The sequence below is a fragment of the Microcoleus sp. Pol8_D6 genome, assembly GCF_036700965.1.
Classification (GTDB): domain Bacteria; phylum Cyanobacteriota; class Cyanobacteriia; order Cyanobacteriales; family Microcoleaceae; genus Microcoleus.
The window spans coordinates 74123-99203 of sequence record NZ_JAUBPW010000001.1 but is presented as its reverse complement, the minus strand read 5'-3'; the positions used below and the strand labels follow the sequence as shown (position 1 = coordinate 99203).

The window sequence follows — 25081 nt, the reverse complement described above, 5'->3', positions numbered from 1 at the left end:
GTGGCACCATAATTTCTAATTGACCTTGATGATAAGCAATTCTGGTGGAACGTTTGTTGCCCAGTTCCGCTAGCAGGCTTTCATATAATTGCCAACTGATATTTTGCAGTGAAACTCGCTGTTCGGGGGGGGTTGATATTGTTAGAATTTTACTTAGGTTTTAGATATTGAGAATATTTTAGTTTAGCCTTTTTTTTTGCGAACCGCACAAAAAGTATCGGCCGACAGCTACGATTATGCGCTGCTCTATAGCGGTTCTCACGAAAGTAAGGTACTCTTCCAATGCCCAATGCCCAATGCCCCATCCCCCATGCCCAATGCCCAAGAACACCTCATGTTACTGAGAAAGGCTATAGTTAATAATAGACTGTGGTCATTAGTCCTTGTTGTATGAAGCTGCGATCGTTCTTTTCTTTCCTCATTGCTGGCGTCTTGACACTCTTAGGCTTGAGTGCGGGGGGTTTTTACTGGCTGACAACTCAAACTCCCCTGAATTTGCTCGCTGGCGGGCCGACAACTACTCCGGCTGCGGCTGTGTTTGTCTCGAAACAAGCACCTTTGTTAGCTTCAATGCTGGTAAATCCCGATCGCCTCGAAGCATTGCGACAAGTTTTTGCCACTCCCGAAGAAAGAAGTCGATCGCACGCAGAATTTGAGCAAATCAAAAAAAGTCTCCTCGGCAATACAGGTCTCGATTACAGTAGAGATATCCAACCTTGGATAGGTGACGAAATAACCCTCGCCGTCACAACCACTGATTTCGATGGCGACAGCAGCAACGGCCAACAAGCCGGGTTTTTGCTGGCCGTTTCCTCCCAAAAGGTTGATCGCAGCCAACAATTTCTCGACTCCTACTGGCGCCAACAATCTCGTGCCGATAAAACAGTTCATTCGGAACTATATAAAGGCTTTAAAATTAATTATAAACAAGCACCACTAGCCAAGAAAAAATCTACTTCGCTTTTGCCTTTTAACCAGTTTTCTTTGCAGAATTCAAAGTTGCCATCCAGCTTCGCAACAGCAGCCATCGGCGGTAATTTAAATTCTGGGAATCACCAAAATTTTGTTTTATTTTCCAATAGCCCGATTGTGATTCGAGATGCAATTAATAACGTTGAATCAGCCAACCTAAATCTCAACAATACCCCGGAATATCAAAAAGCTTTGCAGCAGCTAAATCAAGGTAGAATCGCTTTAGCATTTGTCAATCTCCCGCAGTCAGCAATCGAGCAAAATCCCCCAGTTTCTCTTAATTCTCTCGCAGTTGCTGTCGGAGTCAACCGACGGGGATTGCTGGCTCAAACTGCTTTAGTGACATCGCGAGAAAACACAGCTTCTCCAACACTCTCCGAACCGGTGCAAGCCTTGCAATACATTCCCTCAGCCAGTCCTTTCGCGGTCGCCAGCACCGATTTAAGGAATTTTTGGGCTGATTTGTCATCGGCGGTGGCCACTAATGCAGAAGTGTCAAATTTAGTCGATCGCACCCTGGCAGATATTCAGCAAGTTTGGGGCGTCAACCTGCAGCAGGATATATTTGACTGGGTACAAGGAGAATACGCTTTAGCAGTGCTTCCGAATTCGTCAAATGGTGCAGACTGGATTTTTGCCGCCGAAAACTCTGCTGATTCCCAAAAGGCGATCGACAAACTCGATGAAATTGCCCGCAGCAAAGAATACAGCATCGGCAGCTTCACTCTTAGAAACCAGAAAATTACCGCTTGGACACAGTTGACAACGAACGCAAATTATGGAAGAGAAAATAATAGAAAAAGTGCGATCGAAACCGAGGCAAAAGGAGTCCGAGCCACCGTCGGCAAATACGAAATTTTTACCACTTCAGTAGAAGCAATGGACGCAGCACTAGAAGCAGCCGCAACAGGTTCTTTAGTTGCCAATCAAGATTTTCAAACCAGCATTGAACCGCTTCCGCCATCTAACGACGGCTATTTTTATTTAGACTGGCCCTCCAGCAGGGCAATTTGGGAAAAACAAATCCCGCTGTTGAGGTTAATTGAACTTTCGGCAAGACCATTGTTCGACCACTTGCGATCGCTTACTGTCACCAGTACGGGAGAAATAATAGGAATTCGCAAAGCTACTATATTTATGCGGCTCAATTAGTCAGAAGGAAGTTCGGCAACGGATTCGCTCGACGGATTCGCTCGACGGATGTAAAGGATAGAAGGAAGAAGGAAGAAGGAAGAAGGAAGAAGGAAAAACAAGAAACTATGGCCAATGGCCAATGCCCAATGCCCAATGCCCAATTCCCAATGCCCAATGCCCAATGCCCAATTCCCAATAACTAAGGACTAATAACTACTGGCTGCTTCACGTTTTTAGGTGGCCCAAAATAAGCTTGAAATACCTCTTTGGCGATCGGGGCCGCGGCAACAGAACCATAACCGCCATTTTCCACAATCACGGCGATCGCAATTTCCGGCTTGTCAGCGGGTCCGAAGGCGACATACAAAGAGTGATCCTCCTGTCCGATGACCTCCGAAGTCCCTGTTTTGCCCGCCGTCAGTGGAATCGTACCGTCATTCATCCCCTGTCCCGTACCCTGGGCAACTACCGCGATCAGTCCTTCCTTCACCACCTGAATGGTTGAAGGTTTCATCCCCGTATGTACCCGTTTAGTCTCCGCTGTGCCGGTCATAGAAGTCAACAGATGAGGCTTCACCCGATAGCCCCCATTGGCGATCGAACTCACCATTACCGCCCCCTCCAAAGGAGTCATCAACACCAACCCTTGCCCGATCGACATCGTTACCGTATCACCCGCATACCAAGGTTCTTTATAAAGTTTCTCCTTCTCCTCCGGCGTCGGGATTTGACCGTAATCGCCGCCACCTAGCCCCAAAAGATTCAAATTCGTATCCTTGCCAATTCCCAGACGGTGTCCCCACTTAGAAATTTGCTCCGGCCCCGTACTAATCCCCACTTGATAAAAAAATGTATTGCTGCTGAAAGCCAAAGCATCCCGAAAGCCGATGTCGCCGTAACCGCCGCTGTGTTCGTTAAAATCAATTCCCCCCACAGTAATGTAAGAAGAAGTACCGAGAATTGAGTCCGGCGAAAATTTGCCCGACTCCAGGCCCGCGACGGAAGTCACAATTTTAAAGGTGCTGCCGGGGGGATAGCCTTGCATGGCCCGATTCAAAAATGGATTTTCGGGGTCTTGAAGAGTTTTCCACTCATCCTTAGTGATTTTTCGCGTAAACAGATTGGGATCAAAAGTCGGGTGGCTGGCCATAACTAATACCGCCCCGGTTTTGACATCCAGTGCCACTACTGCTCCCCGGCGCTGCCCCAAGGCTTTTTCGGCTGCTTTTTGCATGGACAAGTCTATGGTTAGCTGCACCGCCTCACCGGGTTTGGGCGGTGTATCTCCCATCAGTCGCAATTCTTGATTTTGGGCATTTACCTCGATCAGCCGATCGCCCCAAACTCCGGCAATCTTCTGGTTAGAGCTCGCTTCTATGCCCATTTGACCGACAATCATCCCCATCGGATATTCGGGATGATCTTCTAAGTCTGCTGCGGTAGCTTCGCCAATATATCCGATCACGTGAGCGGCTAAACTGCCTTCGGGATAGTAGCGATTCGCTTCTGGCCGCACTTCCACTCCCCGCATTTGTCCCACCTCTTCTGCTAGTGGCACAAACACCTCTGGCGGCATTGCTTGCTTAAGCCGCACCGGTCTGTAGGATTGAGGATCGACCTCTTTTAATTTTTTTAAAATTTCTTTGGCCGGGATTTTAACCAACGGACTCAACTTTTCTGCTGTCGCTTTCCACTGTTCCGGCGTTTGTTCTTTCGGCCACAAATATACGGATCGGGCTAAATTGTTTGCTGCTAGCAAGTTCCCTTTGCGATCAATAATATGTCCGCGATTAGCCGGCATGGGAACTAGGCGAACGCGATTGTTTTCGGCTCTTTCCCGGTTTTGCTTCCCTTGTATCAGTTGCAATTCCACCAGCCGACTAGCGTGCAGGCCCAGCAAACCGGTCGCCACCAGCATTAACACGATCGCCCGGTGTATCGGACGCTCCTGTTTCTTAGGAGTTTCCGCCAAGGTTTTGTCAGAAGAGTGAAATGCTGAGATCGAATAAACTTGTCGTTGCATCATTCTATAGGTAGATGTCAAATCCTAGATTTTAGATTCTTGAATTGTCAATTTTGAAGTATACATCATCAAACCGGGGACGATCGCGCCTTGCCCTTTGGTGGAAGCGGAATGATTGAGCGTTAACTTTTGACTAATCACTAATTAACTCATGACTGCTCACTAATCCCCCAAGCACCAAGAAATAGCCAGAAAAATCAAGGTCAGGCTCAGCCAATTAGGGAGGTGGAGCCAGCCAGATAGACCTATAGGTAACAATACCAAGGCCTGTGTTAATAGGGAACCGATCGCCAACAGGAAGGCTAGGAGTATCAAATTTATCATCTTGACACCGTACAATTTCGGATATGAGTCGATCGCCTGTGGCAGAAATCCGACTGGCACAACCGAGCGCGATCGTACAGGGATTGTCCTGATAGACATAAGGAAGAGAAGCCAGGAGGTTTTGAACTAATTTAAAAATTATTCTTCCTCCATAGTTTGTATTCGAGGGGCTGCGATGGGTAAATTCTGAGTTGTGATTTTAAGTTGTGACGCCTGGAGTATTGCCATGTTGTTTAATCAGCGAGCCAATTTCAAAAACGGTGCGCTCTTGGCTGCGATCGCCGCGATCGCCGCCCTACCAGTTTTAGCAGAAACAGCCAATTTCGGCACTTTAACTTTATCGCGAGGTTTTGCAGGCCCAACAGCAGTTTTGAGAGGTTCTACAGGCGGATCGTACTCTCTATCTGTCATAGCCAACGCCGATCGCCACAAAAACAAATGTTTGGGTTTTGCCACCCCAACTCCCGACCACATCATAGTCTTGCAGGAAAACTTTTCAAAACTCACACTCCAAGTCCACAGCGGAGGCAAGGACACGACCCTACTCGTACAAGGCCCCGGTAATGCGGTGCGCTGCGGAGACGATATAGGTCAGAATAAAGATGCTGGCATACTTGATTCAGACTGGCAAGCAGGCTCTTACAGGATTTGGGTAGGTACTGTCGAACCCGGAGTCAAATCTAACTATACAGTCTCAGTACAGGAATAGTCAGTAGTCAGTAGGAAGAATTACCAATTGCCCATGCCCCATGCAAATTGCCCATGCCCCATTCCAGGAACCCCACTCTCCCACTCTCCAATCTCCCGATCGACCGCTCACTTCCCCATCCAGTAAAATGTAAAATCGAAAGTGGCGTGTTTAACCAAAATAGGTAACTCCGAAAGTGCTAAAGACTCTTAGAGCTGACTTCAGTATAATTTTTGATCGCGACCCTGCCGCTCGCAACTGGCTGGAAGTTTTGTTTTGCTACCCCGGTCTTCAGGCCCTAGTGTTGCACCGCCTCGCACACTGGCTTTATGTGTTGGGACTTCCCTTCATCCCCCGCTTGATTTCCCACATTGCTCGTTTTTTGACCGGAATTGAAATCCACCCAGGGGCAACCATCGGCAAAAGCGTATTCATCGACCACGGTATGGGGGTTGTGATCGGCGAAACAGCGATTATCGGCGATTTTGCCCTAATTTACCAAGGTGTGACCCTTGGCGGTACGGGCAAACAAAGCGGCAAGCGTCACCCTACCGTCGGCGAAAACGTAGTTGTAGGTGCCGGCGCCAAGGTACTCGGCAATCTGCAAATTGGCAATAACGTCCGCATCGGCGCCGGTTCCGTCGTGCTCCGCGACGTACCATCTGACTGTACAGTGGTAGGGATTCCCGGCCGCATCGTCTATCGATCGGGAGTGCGCGTCAATCCCCTAGAACACGGCAGTTTGCCGGATTCGGAAGCTGTGGTAATTCGCTCTTTGCTCGATCGTATCGAGTCCCTCGAACAGCAAGTAAAAAGTTTGCTTCCTCAACCATCTGTCTCCTTAACTTCTGTTCCCAATTCCCACAATTTCCACTCTGTATCAGAATCTTTAAACCAAGCCAGTAATGTAGCCGTAGCCGAAAAAACACAGCTAGTTACAACCCCTAGCTGCAAGTTAAAGGATAAAGCAATTCAAGAATTTTTCGACGGCACCGGCATCTAAAATTTGAATTGGGCATTGGGCATCGGGCATTGGGCATTGGGCATCGGGCATTGGGCATCGGGCATTGGGCATTGGGCATTGGGCATTGGGCAGTGGAACTGACAACAAATAACCAATAACCAATAACTAATAACTAATAACCAATAACTACTGACTAATGACTTCTTTTTCAAGGATTAACAGATCGCACAGACCAATTTCCCTCCCCGTCGCGCCGATAAAGCGATCGGTTTTGCGGTTCCCCCCGCAACTCCAACAAATCCACCGTTTCCGGTTCCAACAACAGCAAGCAAAAATTAGGCAGCGGCTCGATCGCATTTGGGGAAGCAGAATCAAAAGCACTAGCCTCGGCTTTGTCATCCCCCGGATGCGGCCAAGCAAACTGCGCTCTAGCCGCCTCAGAAAGCTCCTGCCAAGTTGTGCACCGCGATGAGAACAACTCTGCCTCTGGATAATCTGCCCCTACCAAAACTAGCTTTCCAGCAATCCGAAATTGTTCGCGAGTTTTCGGGAAATACCAGCAAATTTCCCCCCAAGGATAGAGGTTAATTTCCTCGGCTTTTTGGCTGCGAATATCTGTAATAAATTTCAACTGATTAGTATCTGCTAAAAAGCCTCGAAACACCACAGTGCGGTTAGCCGGACGCCCGGTGGCGCGAACAGTTGCAAGTTGCAAGTAACGGGCAAAAGCAAGACTGCGGTTGCGGTGGAGGGCACGAGCTAAGGGCGATCGCCAAAGTGCTAAAGACATAATTAATAACCTATCATATTAGTCATTAGGAATTAGGCATGGGGCATTGGGCATCGGGCATTGTTAACCGTTGACTGTTGACTGTTAACCGTTAACTAATGACTAATGACTACTGACTACTAACTACTGACTCTTCTTTCTGCTATTGGTAATTCTATGTCAAATTCACTCTCAAAACTCAAAACTATTGAAACTCCCCACAGTGGCTACCACTGGGATGGCAGTTCCCGCCGCTTTTTTGAAGGCTGGTACTACAGAATAACATTACCGATTCATGGACAATCCTTTGCATTCATGTATTCCATCGAAGACCCCAGAGGCGGTCAACCTTACAGTGGCGGTGCAGCTCAGATTCTCGGCCCGAAAGATAGCTATTTGTGTCGCACTTTTCCCAATGTAAATAAGTTTTGGGCGGATCGAGAAAGCTTAGGTTTCGGACATTGGGGCAAAACAGATTTACAAATTAAACCCCAATATCTAGAGCCGCAAGTATTCGACAGCCGCGTCGAAGAAGGCTATCAAGCTACTGCTACTTTGAATCAAGGTTATCTGCACGATCCGGGAAGCTGCAGCCACTGTTTTTGGCAGTACGAAATTCAACCTATTTATGGCTGGGGAAACTCTCAGGAACTCCAGAAATCTACCGCAGGAATGCTATCTTTTCTGCCCGTATTTGAGCCTGGATGGCAAGTTTTAATGGCTCACGGTTTAGCCACGGGCTGGATTGATTGGAATGGCGAACGCTACGAATTTAAAGATGCTCCCGCTTACAGCGAAAAAAACTGGGGCGGTGCTTTTCCGCAAAAGTGGTTTTGGATTAATTGCAATTGTTTTCAAGGCGAAAAGGATTTAGCTTTAACCGCTGGTGGCGGCAAGCGGGGCGTGCTGTGGTGGATGGAATCGGTAGCCATGATTTGTCTACATTACCGAGGCAAGTTTTACGAATTTGTGCCTTGGAATTCGGAAGTTAGTTGGAATATTGAACCTTGGGGAAGCTGGAAAATGCAGGCTAGAAACAGTCAGTTTGAAGTTGAGTTAATTGGCACTACAAACAGTCCTGGTACTTATGTGCGAACTCCTACAGAAAAAGGTATGGCTTTTTGCTGCCGGGATACGACGCACGGCGAATTGCGCTTGCAACTGCGAGAGTTGTTGGGGGGAAATGTGGAAAAAAATGGCAAGCAGCGTTCTAGAATTATCTTAGAGGCTCAAAGTTCTTTATCGGGTTTGGAAGTTGGGGGCGGGCCTTGGGATGAAGTTTGGCGATCGAATTAAATCATTAGTCATTAGTCATTAGTCAGTCGTCATTAGTCAGTGAATAGTTAACAGTAGTCAGAACAGCCATGATCAATTTACTCGGTTTGCAAGGCAAATTATACCGCAGCCAGCGGTTACAACAAGCTCTCAAGGTGATTTTGGGACTAACTTTATGTTTGAGTACAATCTTGATGCCGACGGCAATTGCTAGTGCTGCCGGTGATTTGTCTCAGCAACCTGTCACAGCAATTACTGTTAGTTTGGGTAACGAAGCTGGCGAACTCAAATTTTTTCCCAATCTGCTAGAATTTGAATCGGGCAAGCGCTATAAATTAGTGCTGAAAAATCCCAGTTCGCAGAAACATTATTTTACTGCTAAAAACTTTGCTGATGCGAGTTGGACTCAAAAAGTGGAAGCGGGTAAGGTGGAAATTAAAGGAGCGATTCACGAATTGGAACTTAAACCGGGCGCTATGGCAGAATGGGTGTTTGTACCCGTGAAATCGGGAACCTACAACCTGCGCTGTACGGTAGCCGGACATACGGAAGCAGGGATGATTGGCAAAATTACGATCGCCTCTTAAATCCCAATCTCCGTTCAATTTCAGATGAATTACCGAAAATTAATCGAACTTTCGGCCCTCTAGACACTTTTTAAGTAGACTCTAGCGGAGCCATTGTCAGTCCTGCACGGCTCAATTGCATATGATAAAGTTCTGCTTGCTCTTGCGGGCCAACCCAAACGGTGGCCTGGCCTTCGTGGTGGATTTGGTTGGCGAGTTTCCAAGCTTGATCGCTCGTCATCCCTGGAATGTATTTTGTCAAACATTCCACAACGTGCTGAAATGTGTTGAAATCGTCGTTGAGGACTATTACCCGATAGTTTGGATAAGGTTTGCGGGTAACTTGACTCGATCGAACGGGTGCTATGGTTGGTGAAGAGGTCATCGCGCGAACAGCCACTAAAACTACAAAATTCGTAAAATAGTTACCTCTAAAATTTTAACACAATTTCAGATTTTTTTTAACCCCTACTTGGTATTTTGATCCGCTTCGGGGTTTATTTTCACCACCGGGCCCTGCGTTAGATTTCTCCAGAAACTCCTGTGGGGAGTAGGGGTTAGACATCCTGCCCCCATTGACAGGCTTTTCTGGAGAAATCTATGGCATCGCGCCGATTACACTACAGTTAACACTCGATCGACCTCAGAAGTGTCGCCCCCGTGAGAGTACGCTTGCACCAGAAGTTGCTTTAAATCTTCAATCAATGGATAGCGGGGGTTCGCTCCGGTACACTGATCGTCAAAAGCACGATCGGCCATTTCCTCAACGCGAGCAAAAAAGAAATCATCACTCATTCCCTGACTGGCAAGAGCCTCCTGAATCGTGCTAGGAAGATCTACCTCACGCTTCAGAGCTTCCACCGCTGCGATCAACTTCTCAACTTTTTCATCTTCTGTATCCCCGCCCAAATTCAGATAGTCTGCAATTCGAGCATAACGCCACTTGCTGTTAGGATACTTGTTTTGAGAAAAAATCGCTTGTTTGAACGGAACATCCGTGGCATTGTAGCGAATTACGTGGGAAATCATCAGCGCATTCGCTAAACCGTGAGGGACATGGCAAGTTGCACCTAATTGGTGAGCCATTGAGTGACAAACCCCCAGAAAAGAGTTAGCAAATGCCATCCCGGCGATCGTAGCAGCATAATGTACTTTCTCCCGCGCTTTCGGATCGTTAGCACCATTTTTGTAAGCGCTGGGCAGGTATTTAAACAGCAAACGAATCGCTTCTAAAGCCAAACCATTTGTATACTCAGAAGCCAACACAGAAACATAAGCTTCTAAAGCGTGGGTTAGCGCATCAATGCCGCCGTAAGCAGTCAGTTTCCGAGGCATATTCAGCGTAAGTTCTGGATCGACGATCGCCATACTCGGAGTCAGAGCATAATCTGCAAGCGGATACTTAATCCCCGATCGTTCATCCGTAACAACCGCAAAAGGCGTGACTTCCGAACCCGTTCCCGAAGTAGTTGGAATTGCCACCATAATTGCCTTTGAACCCAAAGGCGGCAGTTCGTATACCCGCTTGCGAATATCCATAAACCGCATCGCCAATCCTTCAAACTCAATTTCTGGATGCTCGTACATCAGCCACATTACTTTAGCAGCATCCATCGGCGAGCCACCACCAAAGGCAATAATCACATCTGGATGGAAACTATTGCAGATTTCTAAACCTTTGCGAACAGTAGCCAGCGAAGGATCGGGTTCTACATCGTAAAATGTGTAGTGATCGATGCCGATTTCTTCCAAACTATCTGTGACTTCCTTAGTCAATCCCAATTCAAACAAAGGTTTATCCGTCACGATCAAAGCACGTTTCTTACCTGCAAGATCCCTCAAAGCTACAGGAAGACAACCCGACTTAAAATAAATCTTGGGAGGAATGCGGAACCAGAGCATATTCTCGCGCCGTTCTGCTACGGTTTTGATATTCAGCAGGTGATGGGGTGTCACGTTGACAGAAATGGAATTATCGCCCCAGCTACCGCAACCGAGGGTAAGGGAGGGATCGAGGCGGAAATTGTACAAATCGCCGATCGCACCTTGAGAAGAAGGCGTATTAATCAGCACCCGCGAAGTCTCTAGTTTGCTTTCAAAATAACGAATGTGCTTCTGATTGTGCGGAGCGGTGTAGAGTACAGAAGTATGTCCGTGTCCGCCAAAAATTATCAGCGCTTCAGCTTTGTCTACTGCTTCAGTAAAGTCCTTGGCGCGATACATTGCGAGAATCGGCGAAAGTTTTTCACAAGCAAAGGGTTCTTCTTTACCAACCGCCTCCACTTCTCCAATCAAAACCCTGATGTTTGACGGCACTACAAAACCCGCAATCTGCGCCACCTTTTGCACCGATTGTCCGACTATTTCGGCATTCAATCGACCATCAATTAAGATTACCTGACGCACTTTTTCCCGTTCTTCAGCATTGAGGAAATAAGCACCGCGCTTGATAAATTCCAGTTGCACTGCGTCGTACACCTCATCCACAACAACTACCGATTGTTCCGAAGCACAAATCGTGCCGTTGTCGAAAGTTTTGCTGAGCAAAATTGAGCTGACAGCCATTTGGATGTGGGCGGTTTCATCGATGATGGCGGGAGTATTTCCTGCGCCGACACCGAGGGACGGATGCCCTGAAGAGTAGGCAGCTTTTACCATTCCCGGCCCGCCAGTTGCCAAAATTAGTTTGATATCGTGGTGCTGCATCAAAGCTTGGGAAAGCGGCACAGTTGGTTCGTCAATCCACCCAATAATATCCGGCGGTGCTCCTGCAGCTACAGCAGCATCGAGGAGGATTTTTGCCGCCGCAGCCGTGCAGGATTTTGCGCGGGGATGGGGCGAAAATATAATGCCATTTCTAGTCTTGAGCACGATTAAAGACTTGAAGATGGTGGTGGAAGTCGGGTTAGTTACAGGAACGATTCCCGCCAGCACTCCCACGGGTTCGGCAATGCGTTCGTAGCCAAAATGCCGATCGGACTCGATGATACCGCAAGTCTTGTCGTTTTTGTATTTGTTGTAAATCATTTCCGAGGCAAAATGATTTTTGATTGCCTTATCTTCGACGACTCCCATTCCCGATTCTTTGACTGCTGCCTTGGCTAAGGGAATGCGGGCGGCATTAGCTGCTAAAGCTACTTGCTTGAATATGCGATCAACTTGTTCTTGAGTGTAGGTGGCAAATTCAGCTTGGGCTGCTTTTACTTTTTGAATTAAGACTTCTAATTCTTCTAAATTGGTAACTTTCATGTTGTTTTTCCTGATGTTTATTTCGGAAAAATTATTGCCTCAATCTTTGATTGGTAGGGAACCCGCAGATCAACGCAGATAATTTCAAGATTGTTGGTGAGTTGTGAACGCGGTCTTTTAATTATTATATACCGCTAGCTCCGATCGCATTGACCCCGCGACTGCGAAAAATATTAACTGTTTGTTGCACGAGTTCCGGTGAAGCTGGAGGTGTATCCTTGAGTTCGTAATCCAGTTTTAATTGTTCCCATTTGTATTCTCCCATTTTATGAAATGGTAATACTTCTACTTTTTCCACATTGGTCAGATTGGCAATAAAATCAGCTAGTTTTTCTACGTTTTCGATGGCATCTGTGAGGTGAGGAACTAGAACGAATCGAATCCACGTCGGTTTGCCAATTTCGCTGAGATATTTTGCCATTGCTAAAGTTGGCTCGATCGACACATTGGTGACTTTGTAATACAGTTCGGGAATGTAAGATTTGATGTCCAATAAAACCAGATCGGTCATTTCCAGAACCGGTTTAGCAACTTCTAAAAGACAGAATCCTGATGTGTCAAGGGCTGTATGCAATCCCATTTGATGACAGCGACTAAAGATTTCTCTGACAAAATCCGGCTGCATCAACGGTTCGCCGCCGCTGACTGTAACGCCTCCTTTCCGCAGGTAGGATTTACATTTTGTAATTTGAGCGATTAAATAATCAACAGTTACTTCTTTACCATCGTGGGAATTGCGGCAGTCGGGATTGTGACAGTAAAGACAGCGTAACGGACAGCCTTGGGTGAAGACGATAAACCGGATTCCGGGGCCGTCTACGGTACCAAATGTTTCGATTGAGTGAATGCGACCAATTCCAGACATTGATTTGGTTTTGAATTTTGCTTGGCTTCAACTCCGCTCAGTTAGCCGTCAAGTTAAAGTTTTAGTTTGGGCTTCGATTCCGCTCAGCCAGCGGTTAAATCGTTAAGGGAGCGAAGTCGAAGTTTGAGTTTGGGCTTTGCTCAGACAGCGTTTAGGTTGGTAGCTGAGCGAAGTCGAAGCTATACCCGTTCGTGGAAAGTCCGTTTAATCACATCTAATTGCTGTTCGCGGGTAAGTTTGATGAAATTAACCGCATAACCGGAGACGCGAATTGTTAGCTGGGGATAGTTTTCTGGATGTTCCATCGCATCTAGTAATGTTTGCCGATCGAGCGCGTTAACATTGATGTGATGGCCGCCATCGTGGAAGTAGCCGTCTAGGAGACCAACTAGGTTATTAGTCCGATCGCTCTCCATTCTGCCCAAGGCCTGCGGTAGAATCGAAAAAGTATTCGATATGCCATCTTGACAATCGCTGTAAGGCAGTTTCGCTACAGAAGATAAGGATGCGATCGCCCCACAGGAATCTCGGCCGTGCATCGGGTTAGCACCGGGAGCAAAGGGTTCGCCTGCTTTACGTCCGTCGGGAGTGCTACCAGTTTTTTTGCCGTACACTACGTTAGAAGTAATCGTGAGTACCGATTGAGTCGCTACAGCGCCACGGTAGGTTTTGTGCTGGCGAATTTCGTTCATGAACCTTTGCACAAGTTCGATGGCTAGACTGTCAACGCGATCGTCATTATTGCCGTATTTGGGATATTCTCCTTCGATCGAGTAATCTACGGCCAAACCTTGCTCGTTGCGAAGCACCTTAACTTTAGCGTGTTTAATCGCCGAGAGCGAGTCCGCCACCACAGACAGTCCGGCAATTCCGCAGGCCATTGTCCGGTAAACATCGCGATCGTGCAATGCCATTTCCAGGCGTTCGTAGCAGTATTTGTCGTGCATATAGTGAATGACATTCAACGTATTGATATACGTTTTTGCCAACCACGCCATCATGTCATGGAACCGCGCTCTTACCTCTTCATAATCGAGATATTCGGTAGTAATCGGTGACAACTGCGGCGCAATTTGGTCGCCGGACTTCTCATCTTTACCACCGTTAATCGCATAGAGCAAAGTCTTAGCCAAGTTAACTCGCGCGCCGAAAAACTGCATTTGCTTGCCAATTCGCATGGCGGAAACACAACAGGCGATCGCGTAATCATCGCCGTATTGAGGACGCATCAAATCGTCGTTTTCGTACTGAATCGAACTCGTTTCGCTGGATACCTTTGCACAGAATAGTTTGAAGTTTTCCGGCAAGTTTTCCGACCACAACACGGTAAGATTCGGTTCGGGTGCAGTACCGAGGTTTGAGAGAGTGTGTAAGAATCGGAAACTGTTACGAGTTACCAATGTTCTACCGTCCTCGCTGATACCGCCGATCGCCTCTGTTACCCATGTTGGATCGCCTGAAAACAGAGCGTTATAGTCGGGAGTTCGCAAAAACCGCACCATGCGGAGTTTCATTACAAAATGGTCGATCAGTTCTTGCAATTCCACTTCAGAACTCGCGCCACTTTGCAAATCGCGCTCGAAATAAATGTCTAAGAACGTCGATACGCGGCCGAGAGACATCGCTGCCCCGTTTTGTTCTTTCACTGCTCCCAAGTAGCCAAAATACACCCACTGGACAGCTTCTCGTGCATTTGCCGCCGGACGGCCAATATCAAAGCCGTAGCTAGCAGCCATTTCTTTTAACTCAAACAAGGCCCGAATTTGCTCGGATAACTCTTCGCGCAAACGAATTGTTGCCTCGTCCATCGCGTCTAGTTCGAGCGATTCTTGCTGTGTTTTTTTATCATCAATCAGGCGATCGACACCGTACAAAGCAACGCGCCGATAGTCACCGATAATCCGCCCGCGTCCATAGGCATCTGGCAAACCTGTGATGATACCAGAACGTCTCGCCAGACGCATCGAGCGCGTGTAGACATCAAATACACCATCGTTATGAGTTTTGCGATATTTCGTAAATATTTCTTCTGTTTGCCGATCGAGCTGATAGCCGTAAGCTTCTAAACCGGCCTTGACCACGCGAATTCCCCCCAAGGGCATAATCGCGCGTTTCAACGGTCTGTCTGTTTGCAAACCTACTATTTGTTCTAAGTCGCGATCGATGTATCCTGCTGCATGAGCCGTGATAGATGTGGGAACTTTTGTATCAACATCCAATACACCTTTTTCGCGCTCTTGCTTCATTAATTCCAGAACTTTTTGCCAAAGCTGCTGGGTTTTTTCGGTTGGTGCTGTGAGAAATTCTGCATTCCCTTCATAGGGGGTGTAATTCTTTTGGATGAAGTCTCTGACGTTGACTTCGTTTGTCCAGTTGCCTTCAGTAAAGCTGTGCCATTCTGCAAACATAGCTTGCTTTCACCTCAATTTTTTGTTAGCGATCGATCTTTTTTTCTTCGACCACTACATCTAGTATATATTTAATTTCAATATTTTAACTACCCGGTTCGCTACTTGTTACAAAAGTTGACTTGTTAATTCCGTGGAAAGAATTAAGATAGGTAGTAGGCAGAACATCCTCTTGAATTGTTAAGGAAGCTCTGACCAAATTGGTTCCCGAACTAACACTTTGACAACCGAAATGTTGTTTAAGGGCGGGTGGGTCGGAAACGCGCAATGAGATTTTTTTTTTCAGAAACCGCGAACAGCCGAATAAGCTGAATAAAAAGCAGAAAACAAGTAGAAAAAAAGTTCGGATTGGATGCGGTAAGTGTAAGAGAAAGCAGAGCAATATTAATTGCTGATTAATTGAAGTAGGGTATTATGCAGATAAATTCAAGAAATCAAAGCACTGCGAGCGATCCGGCTCACGATATTTGGAAAGAACAGCGTCATCCGCTAGATAGAATTTTTAGGCCTCGCTCCGTGGCTGTAATCGGCGCAACAGAGAGAGAAGGAAGCGTCGGACGTACTCTGCTGTGGAACTTGATTCGGAATCCGTTTGGCGGCACAGTTTTTCCGGTGAATCCGCAGCGCCGCAGCGTCTTGGGGCTCAAGTCTTATCCTGACATTGCTAGCGTCCCGGAAGTAGTGGATCTGGCGGTGATTGCTACCCCTGCTGCTGGGGTGCCGCAAGTGATCCGCGAATGTATTGCTGCTGGGGTGAAAGGAGCAATTATTGTTTCTGCTGGCTTTAAAGAGATTGGTGCTGCTGGGGAGGCTTTAGAACAGCAAGTTATGGCCGAGGCGCGTCGGGGCGGAATGCGGATTATCGGCCCCAATTGCCTCGGCGTGATGAATCCTGTGCTTGGGCTCAATGCTACTTTTGCAGGTACGATCGCCCGTCCGGGTAATGTCGCCTTCATTAGTCAAAGCGGCGCTCTCTGTACTTCAATTCTCGACTGGAGTTTGGGGGAAAATGTCGGTTTTAGCGCCTTTGTATCGATCGGCTCTATGCTCGATGTTGGTTGGGGCGATCTGATCGAGTATTTCGGGGACGATCCCCATACTCACAGTATCGTTTTGTACATGGAATCTATGGGTGATGCTCGTTCGTTCCTGTCCGCCGCCCGCCCAGTGGCGATCGACAAACCGATCATCATTCTCAAGGTAGGACGTACCGCAGCAGCAGCAGCAGCAGCCGCTTCCCATACGGGAGCTTTGACCGGCAGCGATGACGTGCTTAACGCTGCTTTCCGCCGCTGTGGCGCGTTGCGGGTACATACGATTTCCGATTTGTTCGACATGGCAGAAATTCTGGCCAAGCAACCGCGACCGCAGGGCAACCGCCTATCGATCGTCACCAATGCCGGAGGCCCAGGGGCGATCGCCACTGATGCCTTAATTAGCGACGGCGGTGCGCTGGCAGATCTGGCACCGGAGACGGTGCAGCAGCTTGATGAATTTTTGCCGCCTCAATGGAGTCATCACAACCCGATCGATATTTTGGGCGATGCTAGTAGCGATCTTTACGCCAAAACTCTAGAAGTGGTCGCTCCCGATCCCAATAGTGACGGATTGCTGGTCATCCTGACGCCACAAGCGATGACAAATCCCACCCAAACCGCAGAAAAACTCAAGTCTTACAGCCAACTCGGAAAGCCCTTGTTAGCAAGCTGGATGGGGGGCGTGGAAGTGTCAGCGGGAACGCAAATTCTCAATCAGGCAAATATTCCGACTTTCCCTTATCCCGATACCGCCGTCAGGTTATTCAACTATATGTGGCGGTACACGTACAACCTGCGCGCTATCTACGAAACGCCATCTCTCCCCGCTGATTGCGAAATCGAGACTTCCGGGTGTGCGACTGCTGCGAAAATTTTGACTGCCGCCCGCCAAAACAATCGCACTCTATTAACCGAGTACGAATCAAAACAGTTGCTGGCAGCTTACGGCATTCCCACCGTAGCGACAGAAATTGCAGCCAGTGCGGCCGAAGCTGTGGAAATTGCCGATCGCCTCGGTTATCCTGTGGTGCTAAAACTCCATTCTGAGACGATTACTCACAAAACCGATGTGGGGGGCGTAAAACTAAATTTAGGCGATGCTAAGGCTGTAATTAGTGCCTTTGAGGCGATCGCCCAGCGGGTACGGGCGATCGATCCTGCAGCGTTTCTCGGCGTAACCGTGCAGCCGATGGTGCATTTGGAAGGCTATGAACTAATTTTGGGTAGCAGTATTGATCCACAATTTGGGCCGGTGATGCTGTTTGGTTCCGGCGGACAATTAGTGGAAGTATTTCAAGATCGATCGCTGGCACTTCCCCCTTTAAATACCACCCTAGCGCGGCGGATGATGGAGCAAACGCGCATCTATAAAGCTTTGCAAGGAGTGCGCGGTCGATCGGCAATTGACTTGGTACAACTCGAACAGTTATTAGTTCGTTTCAGTCAACTGATTGTAGAGCAACCTCAAATTGCCGAGATTGATATTAATCCGCTGTTGGTTTCTCCTGAAGGTGTGATCGCTCTTGATGCCCGCGTTGTTCTGCAAACAACGGAAAACCCCATTTCACCCGCGATTCGCCCCTATCCTACGCAATACGTTCAAACATGGTCAACTAATGGCGATCGTCCGATCACCATCCGTCCGATTCGTCCAGAAGATGAGCCGCTGATGGTGCTGTTCCACGAAGAACTTTCGGAAGAGAGCGTGTATTTGCGCTACGCTCACATGGTAAAGTTAAAGCACCGCATCGCTCACGAACGTTTGACCCGGATTTGTTTTATTGACTACGATCGGGAAATGCTGTTAGTAGCCGATCGTCAAGACCCGGAAAGCTCAGAACACCGGATTTTGGGAGTAGCACGTCTGAGCAAACTCCACGGCACAAACCAAGCCGAATTTGCCCTGATCGTTAGCGATAGCTATCAGCAGCGCGGTTTGGGAACAGAATTATTGAGGCGGCTGCTGCAAATTGGTCAGGAAGAGAAATTAGAGGCGATCGTTGGCTACATTCTCAATAGCAACTACAAGATGCAGAGCCTCTGTAAAAAACTAGGATTTGAACTCCAACCAGACCGAGGCGAAGGAATGTTGAAAGCTGTTTTTGTCTGCTAATCGCAACTTTGGTTAAATAATTCTCATTCATCACGACTAAAGTCCTCACTACAAACTTTATCGTTTTGTAGTGAGGACTTTAGTCCTCAAACTAAGATGCTACTAAGCCGCTGCAGCCAAATTTGCTGCTGCAAACTCCCAGTTAGCCAAATTATCTAAGAAATTAGTAATGTAGTCGGGACGGCGGTTTTGGAAATCCAAATAATAAGCGTGTTCCCACACATCCAAAGTCAGCAACGGAGTTTGGCCGTGTGCAAGCGGGGTGTCAGCGTTAGCAGTTTTGGTGACTTTCAAAGTGCCGTTGTCCACAACCAGCCAAGCCCAGCCACTACCGAACTGAGTTGTCGCAGCAGTCTTGAATTCTTCTTTGAATTTATCGAAGCTGCCGAAGTCGGCGTTGATTTTGTCAGCTAAAGCTCCTGTCGGAGTGCCACCGCCGCCCGGTTTGAGCGAATTCCAGAAAAAGTTGTGGTTCCAAACTTGACCTGCATTGTTAAAAATGCCTGCTTTGGATGGGTCTTTAGCAGATTCCTTGACAATTTCTTCAAGGGATTTGCTCGCCATTTCAGTCCCTTCAATCAGTTTATTCAGATTGGTGACGTAAGCAGCGTGGTGCTTGTCGTGGTGGAACGAAAACGTGTTGGCCGACATATGAGCTGGTTCTAGGGCGTCAGCGGCGAAGGGTAATGGTGCTAGTTCAAATGCCATGGTGTTCAATCCTCTCTGGATTACTTTGGGTTTTTCGGTTGACTTGGTGGCTTTTTTATGATTAAAGCCGAGAGTCACTAGCTTGAGTGTATCAAGCTGTGGTAAATAATTCTTTACAATTTTCCTATTTTATAGCAGTTGCAGCATTTTAGGATTCAGACTTCTATTTTTTAGGTATCAAAGCTACTTATTGCCGGCTTCAAGCAGCATAAAGTATCACTAAATGTCAAGCTACCTGGGAGACAAATAAAAGTGTGTGTGAAATTGTCAACCGCTCGAAATTTTATGAGACTGATAAATAGATTAAACCTGTAAATTGTCAAAGATTAACCTAAGTTCAATTAAGCTGTAAGAAAGTCAAACAAGTTGCAGGATGTGTCAATGGAAAAGCGTTTAAACAACTCGTCTAGTCACCCCCCTCAATGGTTGAATCTGCAATTAATCGTCACCGCTTTGGAAACAGTCCAAGACTTAATTGTCATTTCCCTATGTATTGGTTTGTTTTGTTTCATGGTGCTAGAACTGCGAGAAATGTTTTTCTCGCTGCTGCCTCCTTTGAATTTCCAGCAAGTGACGGCAGACATTCTATTTTTATTAGTTTTAGTGGAATTATTTCGGCTGCTAATTATTTACTTGCAAGAGCAGCGGGTTTCGATAGGTGTGGCTGTGGAAGTCTGTATAGTATCTGTTTTGCGAGAAGTCATCGTGCGGGGAGTCCTGGAAACTCCCTGGGTTCAAATATTATCAACAGGCGCATTTTTGCTGGTTTTGGGAGTGTTGTTGGTAGTCCGAGTTTGGCTGCCACCAACCTTCGAGGGAATTGACCCGGAACGTCGCATGGCTAGCAGAAATAGAAATCTATCAGACAATGAATCTTCTTCCGCATCTGTTGTAGCAAATAGCAAGTTTAATTCTCATTGAATATGGCATGACAGGCGATTTAAGATTTTAAATTTACTCTAATATTGCTTGTCGCGTTACCAGCCATCATTTCCCGTAAAACTGAGATGTTGAACCATTGTCAAGAACGGGCATCTTGCCCGTTCCACAGAGAGTAGATTGTCTTGTAGGCTGGGCAGGAGATCCCACAGGGCTGTTTCATTCTCACGAAAATCAGGCTGTTGTAGGGGCGGTGCCAAGAGTGCCCGCCCCCCCACGGACGATGAAATCGATGTTTCAAATATCGGGGATCTTCACGAGGGATTGCCCCTAGAAGAGAATGAAACCGCCCTGGGATATCCCACCCAAAAAAGGATTATTGAGAATGGTGCAATATGTGATGTCAAATCAACCTGATAACGGTTGCAGTGAAGCCTAAAATACTCTGAAAATTCAGAGGAATGTAGTCTTAACTACAAAGACAAGCTTCATCAATCATTCCCAATTATTCAAATCTCAAATCTAGAAGCTAAAATCTAAAATGGTATTACCCGTTAGCCTGTAATTCCCCCAAACGAGCCAACACTTCTTTAGAATGAATCGCCGGATTAATCTTCACAAAGGTTTCACGCAAAATACCTTCAGGATCAATAATAAAACTGTGTCGTGCTGAGATAAAACTCATCCAAGAACCGTAAGCTTTACTCACTTTACCATCCGTATCAGCTAACAGCGGAAACTTCAAACCTTCCGAATCGCAAAATTCCGCATGGGAATCGACATCATCAGCGCTAATACCGATAATTTGAGTATTCTTTGCCAAGTATTTCGGCAAGTCTTGCTGAAATCTCCGCGCTTCGATCGTACATCCTGAAGTAAAGTCTTTCGGATAAAAATAGACTACCAGCCACTTACCGCGATAATCCGACAGAGACACTTGTCCGTCCCCGCTGTTTGTCGGCAAAGAAAACTCCGGCGCTGGTTGATTTACCGGAGGAAGCTTACCGCCGAGGGCAAATGCAGGTGTGGCAAAATTGAAACTTAGAAAAACTAGACAAATTGCCAATAAAGTGCTAAAAAAATTGCGACGGGACATCATAAATTTAGAAGTAGAACTGTACTTACAGACAAGTTTACAGTTTTCTGATTAAATAGGTAGAGGCAATTCGCGGATTGCTTCTAAAACCCAAAGATCACTCACTCAAATAGCAATTTACCCATGAGCGCTGCACTCCCGTTAACAGGCAAAGCTATAGTAGTCCAGGTAATTAACGGTCAACCCGTTGTGATCGAAGTAGACGGCACTAATGCCCCGATTACTGGAGGAAATTTTGTTGACTTAGTTGAACGAGGCATTTACGACGGGGTGATGTTTCACCGAGTTGTGCGCCAGCCAGATCCTTTTGTGGTGCAAGGAGGTGATCCGCGCAGCAGGGATACGACAATTCCGGCAAGTCAATTGGGAACGGGTAGTTTTATTGACCCGGATACCAATCAGGCGCGTTTTATTCCTTTGGAAATTAAGCCGCAAGGGGCCGCGCAACCTGTTTACAACCAAGTTGTAACCCAGACGCCGCAGCTGCGGCATAATCGTGGCGCTGTGGCAATGGCTCGTTCCAATGCTTTGGATTCGGCTTCTTCGCAGTTTTATTTTGCTTTGGATGAGTTGCCATTTTTGGATGGTAGTTATGCTGTTTTTGGCAATGTTATTCAAGGTTTTGAAACGGTGAATGCGGTGCAGCAGGGCGATCGCATTTCAACTGCAAAAGTCGTTCAAGGAATCGTCCCCAGTCGGGTTTCTAGCATCATTACCGATGTTAATGTGCTCAACGATTTAATTAATAGTACCAATTTCGTAAATCTATCTTTGGGAGCGCTCAGACTGCCAAATACCCCCAACAACTATCAAGTCACTTCCCAAGACTCTCAGCAAAATCCCAGCGGTGTAGTGGGAGGTAGCGCAAACGATCGCATCCTCGGTTCACCGACGGATGATGCAATTAATGGCAGCCAAGGCAACGATACCATCAGTGGCGAAGTCGGTGACGACTTTTTGCGAGGTGGCAAAGGTAACGATTCCATTAGCGGTGGTGTTGGCAACGATATTCTGATTGGCAATTTCGCTGACGATATTCTCAATGGTGATGCTGGTAACGACTTTTTGCGAGGCGGTCAAGGGGATGATATCTTAATTGGTGGTGATGGCAATGATATTTTGATTGGAGATACAGGCAACAATACTCTCACAGGAGGTAGTGGTGCAGATACTTTTGTTTTGCTCGGAGTAGATCCTGCTTCTCTTCCTTTTATTACCCTACCCCCGACAAGTCATACAATAGTTGATTTTAGACCAGAGGAAGGCGATCGCATTGCTTTGACAGGAAATTTATCCGATACTACATTCACTCAATCTGGAAGCAATACAGTCATTAACTTGGCAGCGGCTGGTACTGTGGTACAAAATTCTACTGTCGCCTCTGTTCAAAATGCAGCCTTTGCAATTCCTTTATCTAGGATTCCTAGTGATCCTAACCCTCAACCTGCTGATGCAGCCTTGAGAATTGGCTAACTTTAACTATAGGTGTAGGGTGCTTATGTCGCACCTTACAAATTCCCCAATTCCCATTCCCCATTCCCCAATTGCCCAATTTCCCATTCCCAATTTCTAATTTGAAAACTCAACTAACACCATAGCTTTGTAATTTGAGAAACTGCATCTTGATAAGAATCCATTCTCCCCTGCTGCTTAAAAAGCTCGGCAGCTTTCTGAAAATCCTCAAATGCTCCCTGAACCTCTCTCAATTTGTATCTAGTCAGTCCTCGGTTAAAATAAGCTTTAGCAAAATCGCTATCGAGGCGAATTGCTGACTCAAAATCAGCTAGTGCTGCCAGGGAATTTTCCATTTGCAGGTGGATAGCACCTCGGTTAAAGTAAGATTGAGCTACATTAGGGTTGAGCAGCAGTGCCGAGTTGTAATCGGCGATCGCCGCACTATAATCTTTTAAACGAGTCAGCATAAACCCCCGATTGCTGTAATACTTGGCTCCGTAAGGATTGAGTTCGATGGCTGTAGTTAAATCTTCGATCGCCGATTGCTTGTAGCCTAATTTGTACCGGGTCACACCGCGATCGTTGTAAGCTGACGCGAATTGGGGATTAATGTTAATTGTGGCAGTAAAATTTTTAATAGCGCTGTGCCAGTCTTGTTGTTCGAGATTTTTTAAACCCTGAGTGTAAAACTTTTTGGTACTAACTTTTAAATTTGCCTCTTGTCGGGATTCAGCTTGCTCGCCCGAAAATAGGCCGGCAATATTAGTGAATCCCAAAGATTCGATCGAATTGAAAATAGTTGTGACAACTAATTGGGTTGGCAGAAGGGGGATAGTAGGCATGGGAGAAGTGTTTTTCAACTGTATGCTGTTATTTTCCTCCATACTTCAGCTACTGACAGTGATATCCGTAGTTTCAGGAACGTGATAAGTTTGATGAGATTGGGTGATGCTGGGGCTTGAGTTGTGTGATGAAAGTCCGGCTTAGTTAGTGATGCCGATCGCAATTAACAAAAATTGCGGCTATAACCCTTTAAATATAAGGCTTGTAGGCGATAGGAGCGGTTTATTGATTCCCATATTGAGCAGTTTATACCAGGATTGTTTGCAGGTATGCCCCTGGGGAACCGATCGCAACTGTCGGCTGTAAGTATTACTTTGTAGCGATATTGCACTGGCAAATCTTGATCGAACTTGTGGTTATCTTATCCCAGGTTTTTAGGAAAAATATTAGTTTGGCAGCGAGGCATTTGTGAAGCAACCGGGTTTCTAGCTCAAAGCGGGTCTAAGACTGCCTGAGTTAAGTTTGTGCCTGCGCCAACCCTGATTAACCTTTCACTACACTAATATTTTTGAGTAATATTGCTGAGGGAAGTTGCAGATTATTTGCTATGCTTTGATTAGACATCAATAATTTATGGCGCAAATTAGTGTCAATGAAAAGAGTTATGAGGTTGAAAACTTTCTTCGCTGCGGTGTTGGCGATCGTCCTGTTCACTCTCTACTTAACTCCTCCTGTGATGGCCGCGAATGCGGAGGATGTGAGTCACCTATTAAAGGATAATTGGTGCGTCAGTTTTTTGTGGAAACAGTGCGATTTGAGCGCAGTCGATTTGCGGGGAGCTAATCTCCAAGAAGCCAATTTGAGTGGCGCTAATTTGTCCGGCGCTAATTTGTCTGGTGCTAACTTAAAAAATGCCGATCTTTCTGACGCAGACCTCAGCGGCGCTAATTTAGCAAATGCTGATATTTTAGGCACGGATCTCAGTCGAGCTAATTTGACCGAAGCTAATTTCAACTCCACGAAGTTGTGGGATGCTAATCTGACTTTGGCAAATCTGAGTCGCGCCAATTTACAAGATGCTAATGTCTTAGATTCTCGACTTTGGGGAAGCAATCTTACCCAAGCTAACTTAACGGATGCGACGCTGCACGGTGCTGACTTGCAATATGCTAATTTGGCCGACACTAATTTAACAGGTGCTGACTTGCACAGCTTCTTTTTCCGAGGTTCCAAACAAGTCACAAATTTGAGCAATGCTAATTTAGAAGGCGCTACTTTAACGGGAGCAAATTTCAGAGGTGCGGTGCTGGCAGGGGCAATAATGCCGGACGGGTCTATTAATGAAGAAAGTGGCTTTAATTTACAGTAGAGTAAAATTAAAGTCTGCTTGAATAATTTCAACAACAGGCTTTCGGGCTGATTTCGCAGTCAATGAATTATCTGGTGTAGCTGCGCCCGTTGCCAACATCTTGTTGAGGATGCTGTCAAGATATCAATTTAAACCAGGGTGCGATCGACCTTTTAACTCCCAAGCTGCGCCCGTTGTCAACAGCTTGTTGAGGATTCTGTCAAGATATCAATTTAAACCAGGGTGCGATCGACTTTTTAACTCCCAACCCGTAAATATCGCTAAAATCTTAAATTTAAAACAGAACCTGCGCGCATCTGTTACAATTTTCAACAAAGCCAGAAGAGCCCCGAACCTGAAGTCACCTGCTTAGGGATACAAGCCCCCGACAGGAGTCGTGAATAGCAAAAATATTAGATATTTAG

19 protein-coding genes are annotated in these 25081 nt (G+C 46.6%); 9 read left to right on the top strand and 10 right to left on the bottom strand.

Annotated features, from left to right (window positions below; translation table 11 throughout):
• The first annotated feature begins 369 nt into the window (after positions 1-369).
• The gene (locus QUA10_RS00415; protein ID WP_333086134.1) at positions 370-2124 is read left to right on the top strand and encodes a DUF3352 domain-containing protein; all 1755 of its coding nucleotides are present in this window, start codon (positions 370-372) and stop codon (positions 2122-2124) included.
• A 181-nt stretch (positions 2125-2305) separates the two neighbouring features.
• Here the strand turns inward: QUA10_RS00415 and mrdA are convergent, their stop codons facing one another.
• Both mrdA and QUA10_RS00405 read right to left on the bottom strand, forming a co-directional pair.
• The gene (gene mrdA / locus QUA10_RS00410) at positions 2306-4132 is read right to left on the bottom strand and encodes a penicillin-binding protein 2 (RefSeq protein ID WP_333080750.1); all 1827 of its coding nucleotides are present in this window, start codon (positions 4130-4132) and stop codon (positions 2306-2308) included.
• A 159-nt stretch (positions 4133-4291) separates the two neighbouring features.
• Positions 4292-4552, bottom strand: a complete 261-nt coding sequence (locus QUA10_RS00405; protein ID WP_333080626.1) for a hypothetical protein — start codon at positions 4550-4552, stop codon at positions 4292-4294.
• Between the two features lie 127 nt (positions 4553-4679).
• Between QUA10_RS00405 and QUA10_RS00400 the strand changes: the two genes are divergently transcribed.
• Both QUA10_RS00400 and cysE read left to right on the top strand, forming a co-directional pair.
• Positions 4680-5162, top strand: a complete 483-nt coding sequence (locus QUA10_RS00400; protein WP_333080624.1) for a hypothetical protein — start codon at positions 4680-4682, stop codon at positions 5160-5162.
• A 175-nt stretch (positions 5163-5337) separates the two neighbouring features.
• Entirely contained in the window at positions 5338-6144 is an 807-nt protein-coding gene (cysE, locus tag QUA10_RS00395) for a serine O-acetyltransferase (RefSeq protein ID WP_333080622.1), read from the top strand.
• Between the two features lie 169 nt (positions 6145-6313).
• On the opposite strand, the gene QUA10_RS00390 is transcribed toward cysE, so the two are convergent.
• Complete coding sequence (locus QUA10_RS00390) at positions 6314-6895, bottom strand: Npun_F5749 family FMN-dependent PPOX-type flavoprotein (protein ID WP_333080621.1); 582 nt, start codon at positions 6893-6895, stop codon at positions 6314-6316.
• A 156-nt stretch (positions 6896-7051) separates the two neighbouring features.
• On the opposite strand from QUA10_RS00390, the gene QUA10_RS00385 reads away from it, so the two are divergent.
• Together QUA10_RS00385 and QUA10_RS00380 are read left to right on the top strand one after the other, a co-directional pair.
• Positions 7052-8170, top strand: coding sequence for a tocopherol cyclase family protein (locus QUA10_RS00385; RefSeq protein ID WP_333080619.1), 1119 nt, complete (start codon positions 7052-7054; stop codon positions 8168-8170).
• A gap of 68 nt (positions 8171-8238) precedes the next feature.
• Entirely contained in the window at positions 8239-8736 is a 498-nt protein-coding gene (locus QUA10_RS00380) for a plastocyanin/azurin family copper-binding protein (RefSeq protein ID WP_333080618.1), read from the top strand.
• 70 nt (positions 8737-8806) lie between these two features.
• Here the strand turns inward: QUA10_RS00380 and clpS are convergent, their stop codons facing one another.
• The 4 genes from clpS to pflB form a co-directional block, all read right to left on the bottom strand.
• On the bottom strand, positions 8807-9100 hold the full coding sequence (clpS, locus tag QUA10_RS00375) for an ATP-dependent Clp protease adapter ClpS (RefSeq protein ID WP_006633998.1): 294 nt from the start codon (positions 9098-9100) through the stop codon (positions 8807-8809).
• A 230-nt stretch (positions 9101-9330) separates the two neighbouring features.
• Positions 9331-11964 carry a bifunctional acetaldehyde-CoA/alcohol dehydrogenase gene (gene adhE / locus QUA10_RS00370; protein WP_333080617.1) on the bottom strand — a complete coding sequence of 878 codons (2634 nt, stop codon included), beginning with the start codon at positions 11962-11964 and terminating at the stop codon, positions 9331-9333.
• 124 nt (positions 11965-12088) lie between these two features.
• The gene (gene pflA / locus QUA10_RS00365; RefSeq protein WP_333080616.1) at positions 12089-12829 is read right to left on the bottom strand and encodes a pyruvate formate-lyase-activating protein; all 741 of its coding nucleotides are present in this window, start codon (positions 12827-12829) and stop codon (positions 12089-12091) included.
• Between the two features lie 179 nt (positions 12830-13008).
• Positions 13009-15237, bottom strand: a complete 2229-nt coding sequence (pflB, locus tag QUA10_RS00360; RefSeq protein WP_333080615.1) for a formate C-acetyltransferase — start codon at positions 15235-15237, stop codon at positions 13009-13011.
• A 414-nt stretch (positions 15238-15651) separates the two neighbouring features.
• On the opposite strand from pflB, the gene QUA10_RS00355 reads away from it, so the two are divergent.
• Positions 15652-18387, top strand: a complete 2736-nt coding sequence (locus tag QUA10_RS00355; RefSeq protein WP_333080614.1) for a bifunctional acetate--CoA ligase family protein/GNAT family N-acetyltransferase — start codon at positions 15652-15654, stop codon at positions 18385-18387.
• A 102-nt stretch (positions 18388-18489) separates the two neighbouring features.
• Here the strand turns inward: QUA10_RS00355 and QUA10_RS00350 are convergent, their stop codons facing one another.
• On the bottom strand, positions 18490-19095 hold the full coding sequence (locus QUA10_RS00350) for a superoxide dismutase (protein WP_333080613.1): 606 nt from the start codon (positions 19093-19095) through the stop codon (positions 18490-18492).
• A 381-nt stretch (positions 19096-19476) separates the two neighbouring features.
• On the opposite strand from QUA10_RS00350, the gene QUA10_RS00345 reads away from it, so the two are divergent.
• Entirely contained in the window at positions 19477-20016 is a 540-nt protein-coding gene (locus QUA10_RS00345; protein ID WP_333080611.1) for a phosphate-starvation-inducible PsiE family protein, read from the top strand.
• Between the two features lie 505 nt (positions 20017-20521).
• Here the strand turns inward: QUA10_RS00345 and QUA10_RS00340 are convergent.
• On the bottom strand, positions 20522-21070 hold the full coding sequence (locus tag QUA10_RS00340; RefSeq protein ID WP_445243544.1) for a peroxiredoxin: 549 nt from the start codon (positions 21068-21070) through the stop codon (positions 20522-20524).
• A gap of 123 nt (positions 21071-21193) precedes the next feature.
• Here QUA10_RS00340 and QUA10_RS00335 point away from each other — a divergent pair, with 123 nt between their 5' ends.
• Complete coding sequence (locus QUA10_RS00335) at positions 21194-22543, top strand: peptidylprolyl isomerase (RefSeq protein WP_333080609.1); 1350 nt, start codon at positions 21194-21196, stop codon at positions 22541-22543.
• A gap of 113 nt (positions 22544-22656) precedes the next feature.
• Here the strand turns inward: QUA10_RS00335 and QUA10_RS00330 are convergent, their stop codons facing one another.
• Positions 22657-23367, bottom strand: a complete 711-nt coding sequence (locus QUA10_RS00330) for a tetratricopeptide repeat protein (protein ID WP_333080608.1) — start codon at positions 23365-23367, stop codon at positions 22657-22659.
• Between the two features lie 605 nt (positions 23368-23972).
• Here QUA10_RS00330 and QUA10_RS00325 point away from each other — a divergent pair.
• A complete protein-coding gene (locus tag QUA10_RS00325) occupies positions 23973-24677 on the top strand; it encodes a pentapeptide repeat-containing protein (protein WP_333080607.1) in 705 nt (234 codons plus the stop codon).
• Positions 24678-25081 lie beyond the last annotated feature (404 nt).

Bases quoted from the DNA above. Each gene is read 5' to 3' on its own strand.
- pflA (WP_333080616.1), bottom strand. From the start codon at position 12,829: ATGTCTGGAATTGGTCGCATTCACTCAATCGAAACATTTGGTACCGTA.
- clpS (WP_006633998.1), bottom strand. From the start codon at position 9,100: ATGACCTCTTCACCAACCATAGCACCCGTTCGATCGAGTCAAGTTACC.
- adhE (WP_333080617.1), bottom strand. From the start codon at position 11,964: ATGAAAGTTACCAATTTAGAAGAATTAGAAGTCTTAATTCAAAAAGTA.
- QUA10_RS00345 (WP_333080611.1), top strand. From the start codon at position 19,477: ATGGAAAAGCGTTTAAACAACTCGTCTAGTCACCCCCCTCAATGGTTG.
- pflB (WP_333080615.1), bottom strand. From the start codon at position 15,237: ATGTTTGCAGAATGGCACAGCTTTACTGAAGGCAACTGGACAAACGAA.
- QUA10_RS00330 (WP_333080608.1), bottom strand. From the start codon at position 23,367: ATGCCTACTATCCCCCTTCTGCCAACCCAATTAGTTGTCACAACTATT.
- QUA10_RS00385 (WP_333080619.1), top strand. From the start codon at position 7,052: ATGTCAAATTCACTCTCAAAACTCAAAACTATTGAAACTCCCCACAGT.
- QUA10_RS00390 (WP_333080621.1), bottom strand. From the start codon at position 6,895: ATGTCTTTAGCACTTTGGCGATCGCCCTTAGCTCGTGCCCTCCACCGC.
- QUA10_RS00380 (WP_333080618.1), top strand. From the start codon at position 8,239: ATGATCAATTTACTCGGTTTGCAAGGCAAATTATACCGCAGCCAGCGG.
- QUA10_RS00325 (WP_333080607.1), top strand. From the start codon at position 23,973: ATGAGGTTGAAAACTTTCTTCGCTGCGGTGTTGGCGATCGTCCTGTTC.
- mrdA (WP_333080750.1), bottom strand. From the start codon at position 4,132: ATGATGCAACGACAAGTTTATTCGATCTCAGCATTTCACTCTTCTGAC.
- QUA10_RS00350 (WP_333080613.1), bottom strand. From the start codon at position 19,095: ATGGCATTTGAACTAGCACCATTACCCTTCGCCGCTGACGCCCTAGAA.
- QUA10_RS00340 (WP_445243544.1), bottom strand. From the start codon at position 21,070: ATGTCCCGTCGCAATTTTTTTAGCACTTTATTGGCAATTTGTCTAGTT.
- QUA10_RS00405 (WP_333080626.1), bottom strand. From the start codon at position 4,552: ATGTCTATCAGGACAATCCCTGTACGATCGCGCTCGGTTGTGCCAGTC.
- QUA10_RS00335 (WP_333080609.1), top strand. From the start codon at position 21,194: ATGAGCGCTGCACTCCCGTTAACAGGCAAAGCTATAGTAGTCCAGGTA.
- QUA10_RS00400 (WP_333080624.1), top strand. From the start codon at position 4,680: ATGTTGTTTAATCAGCGAGCCAATTTCAAAAACGGTGCGCTCTTGGCT.
- QUA10_RS00355 (WP_333080614.1), top strand. From the start codon at position 15,652: ATGCAGATAAATTCAAGAAATCAAAGCACTGCGAGCGATCCGGCTCAC.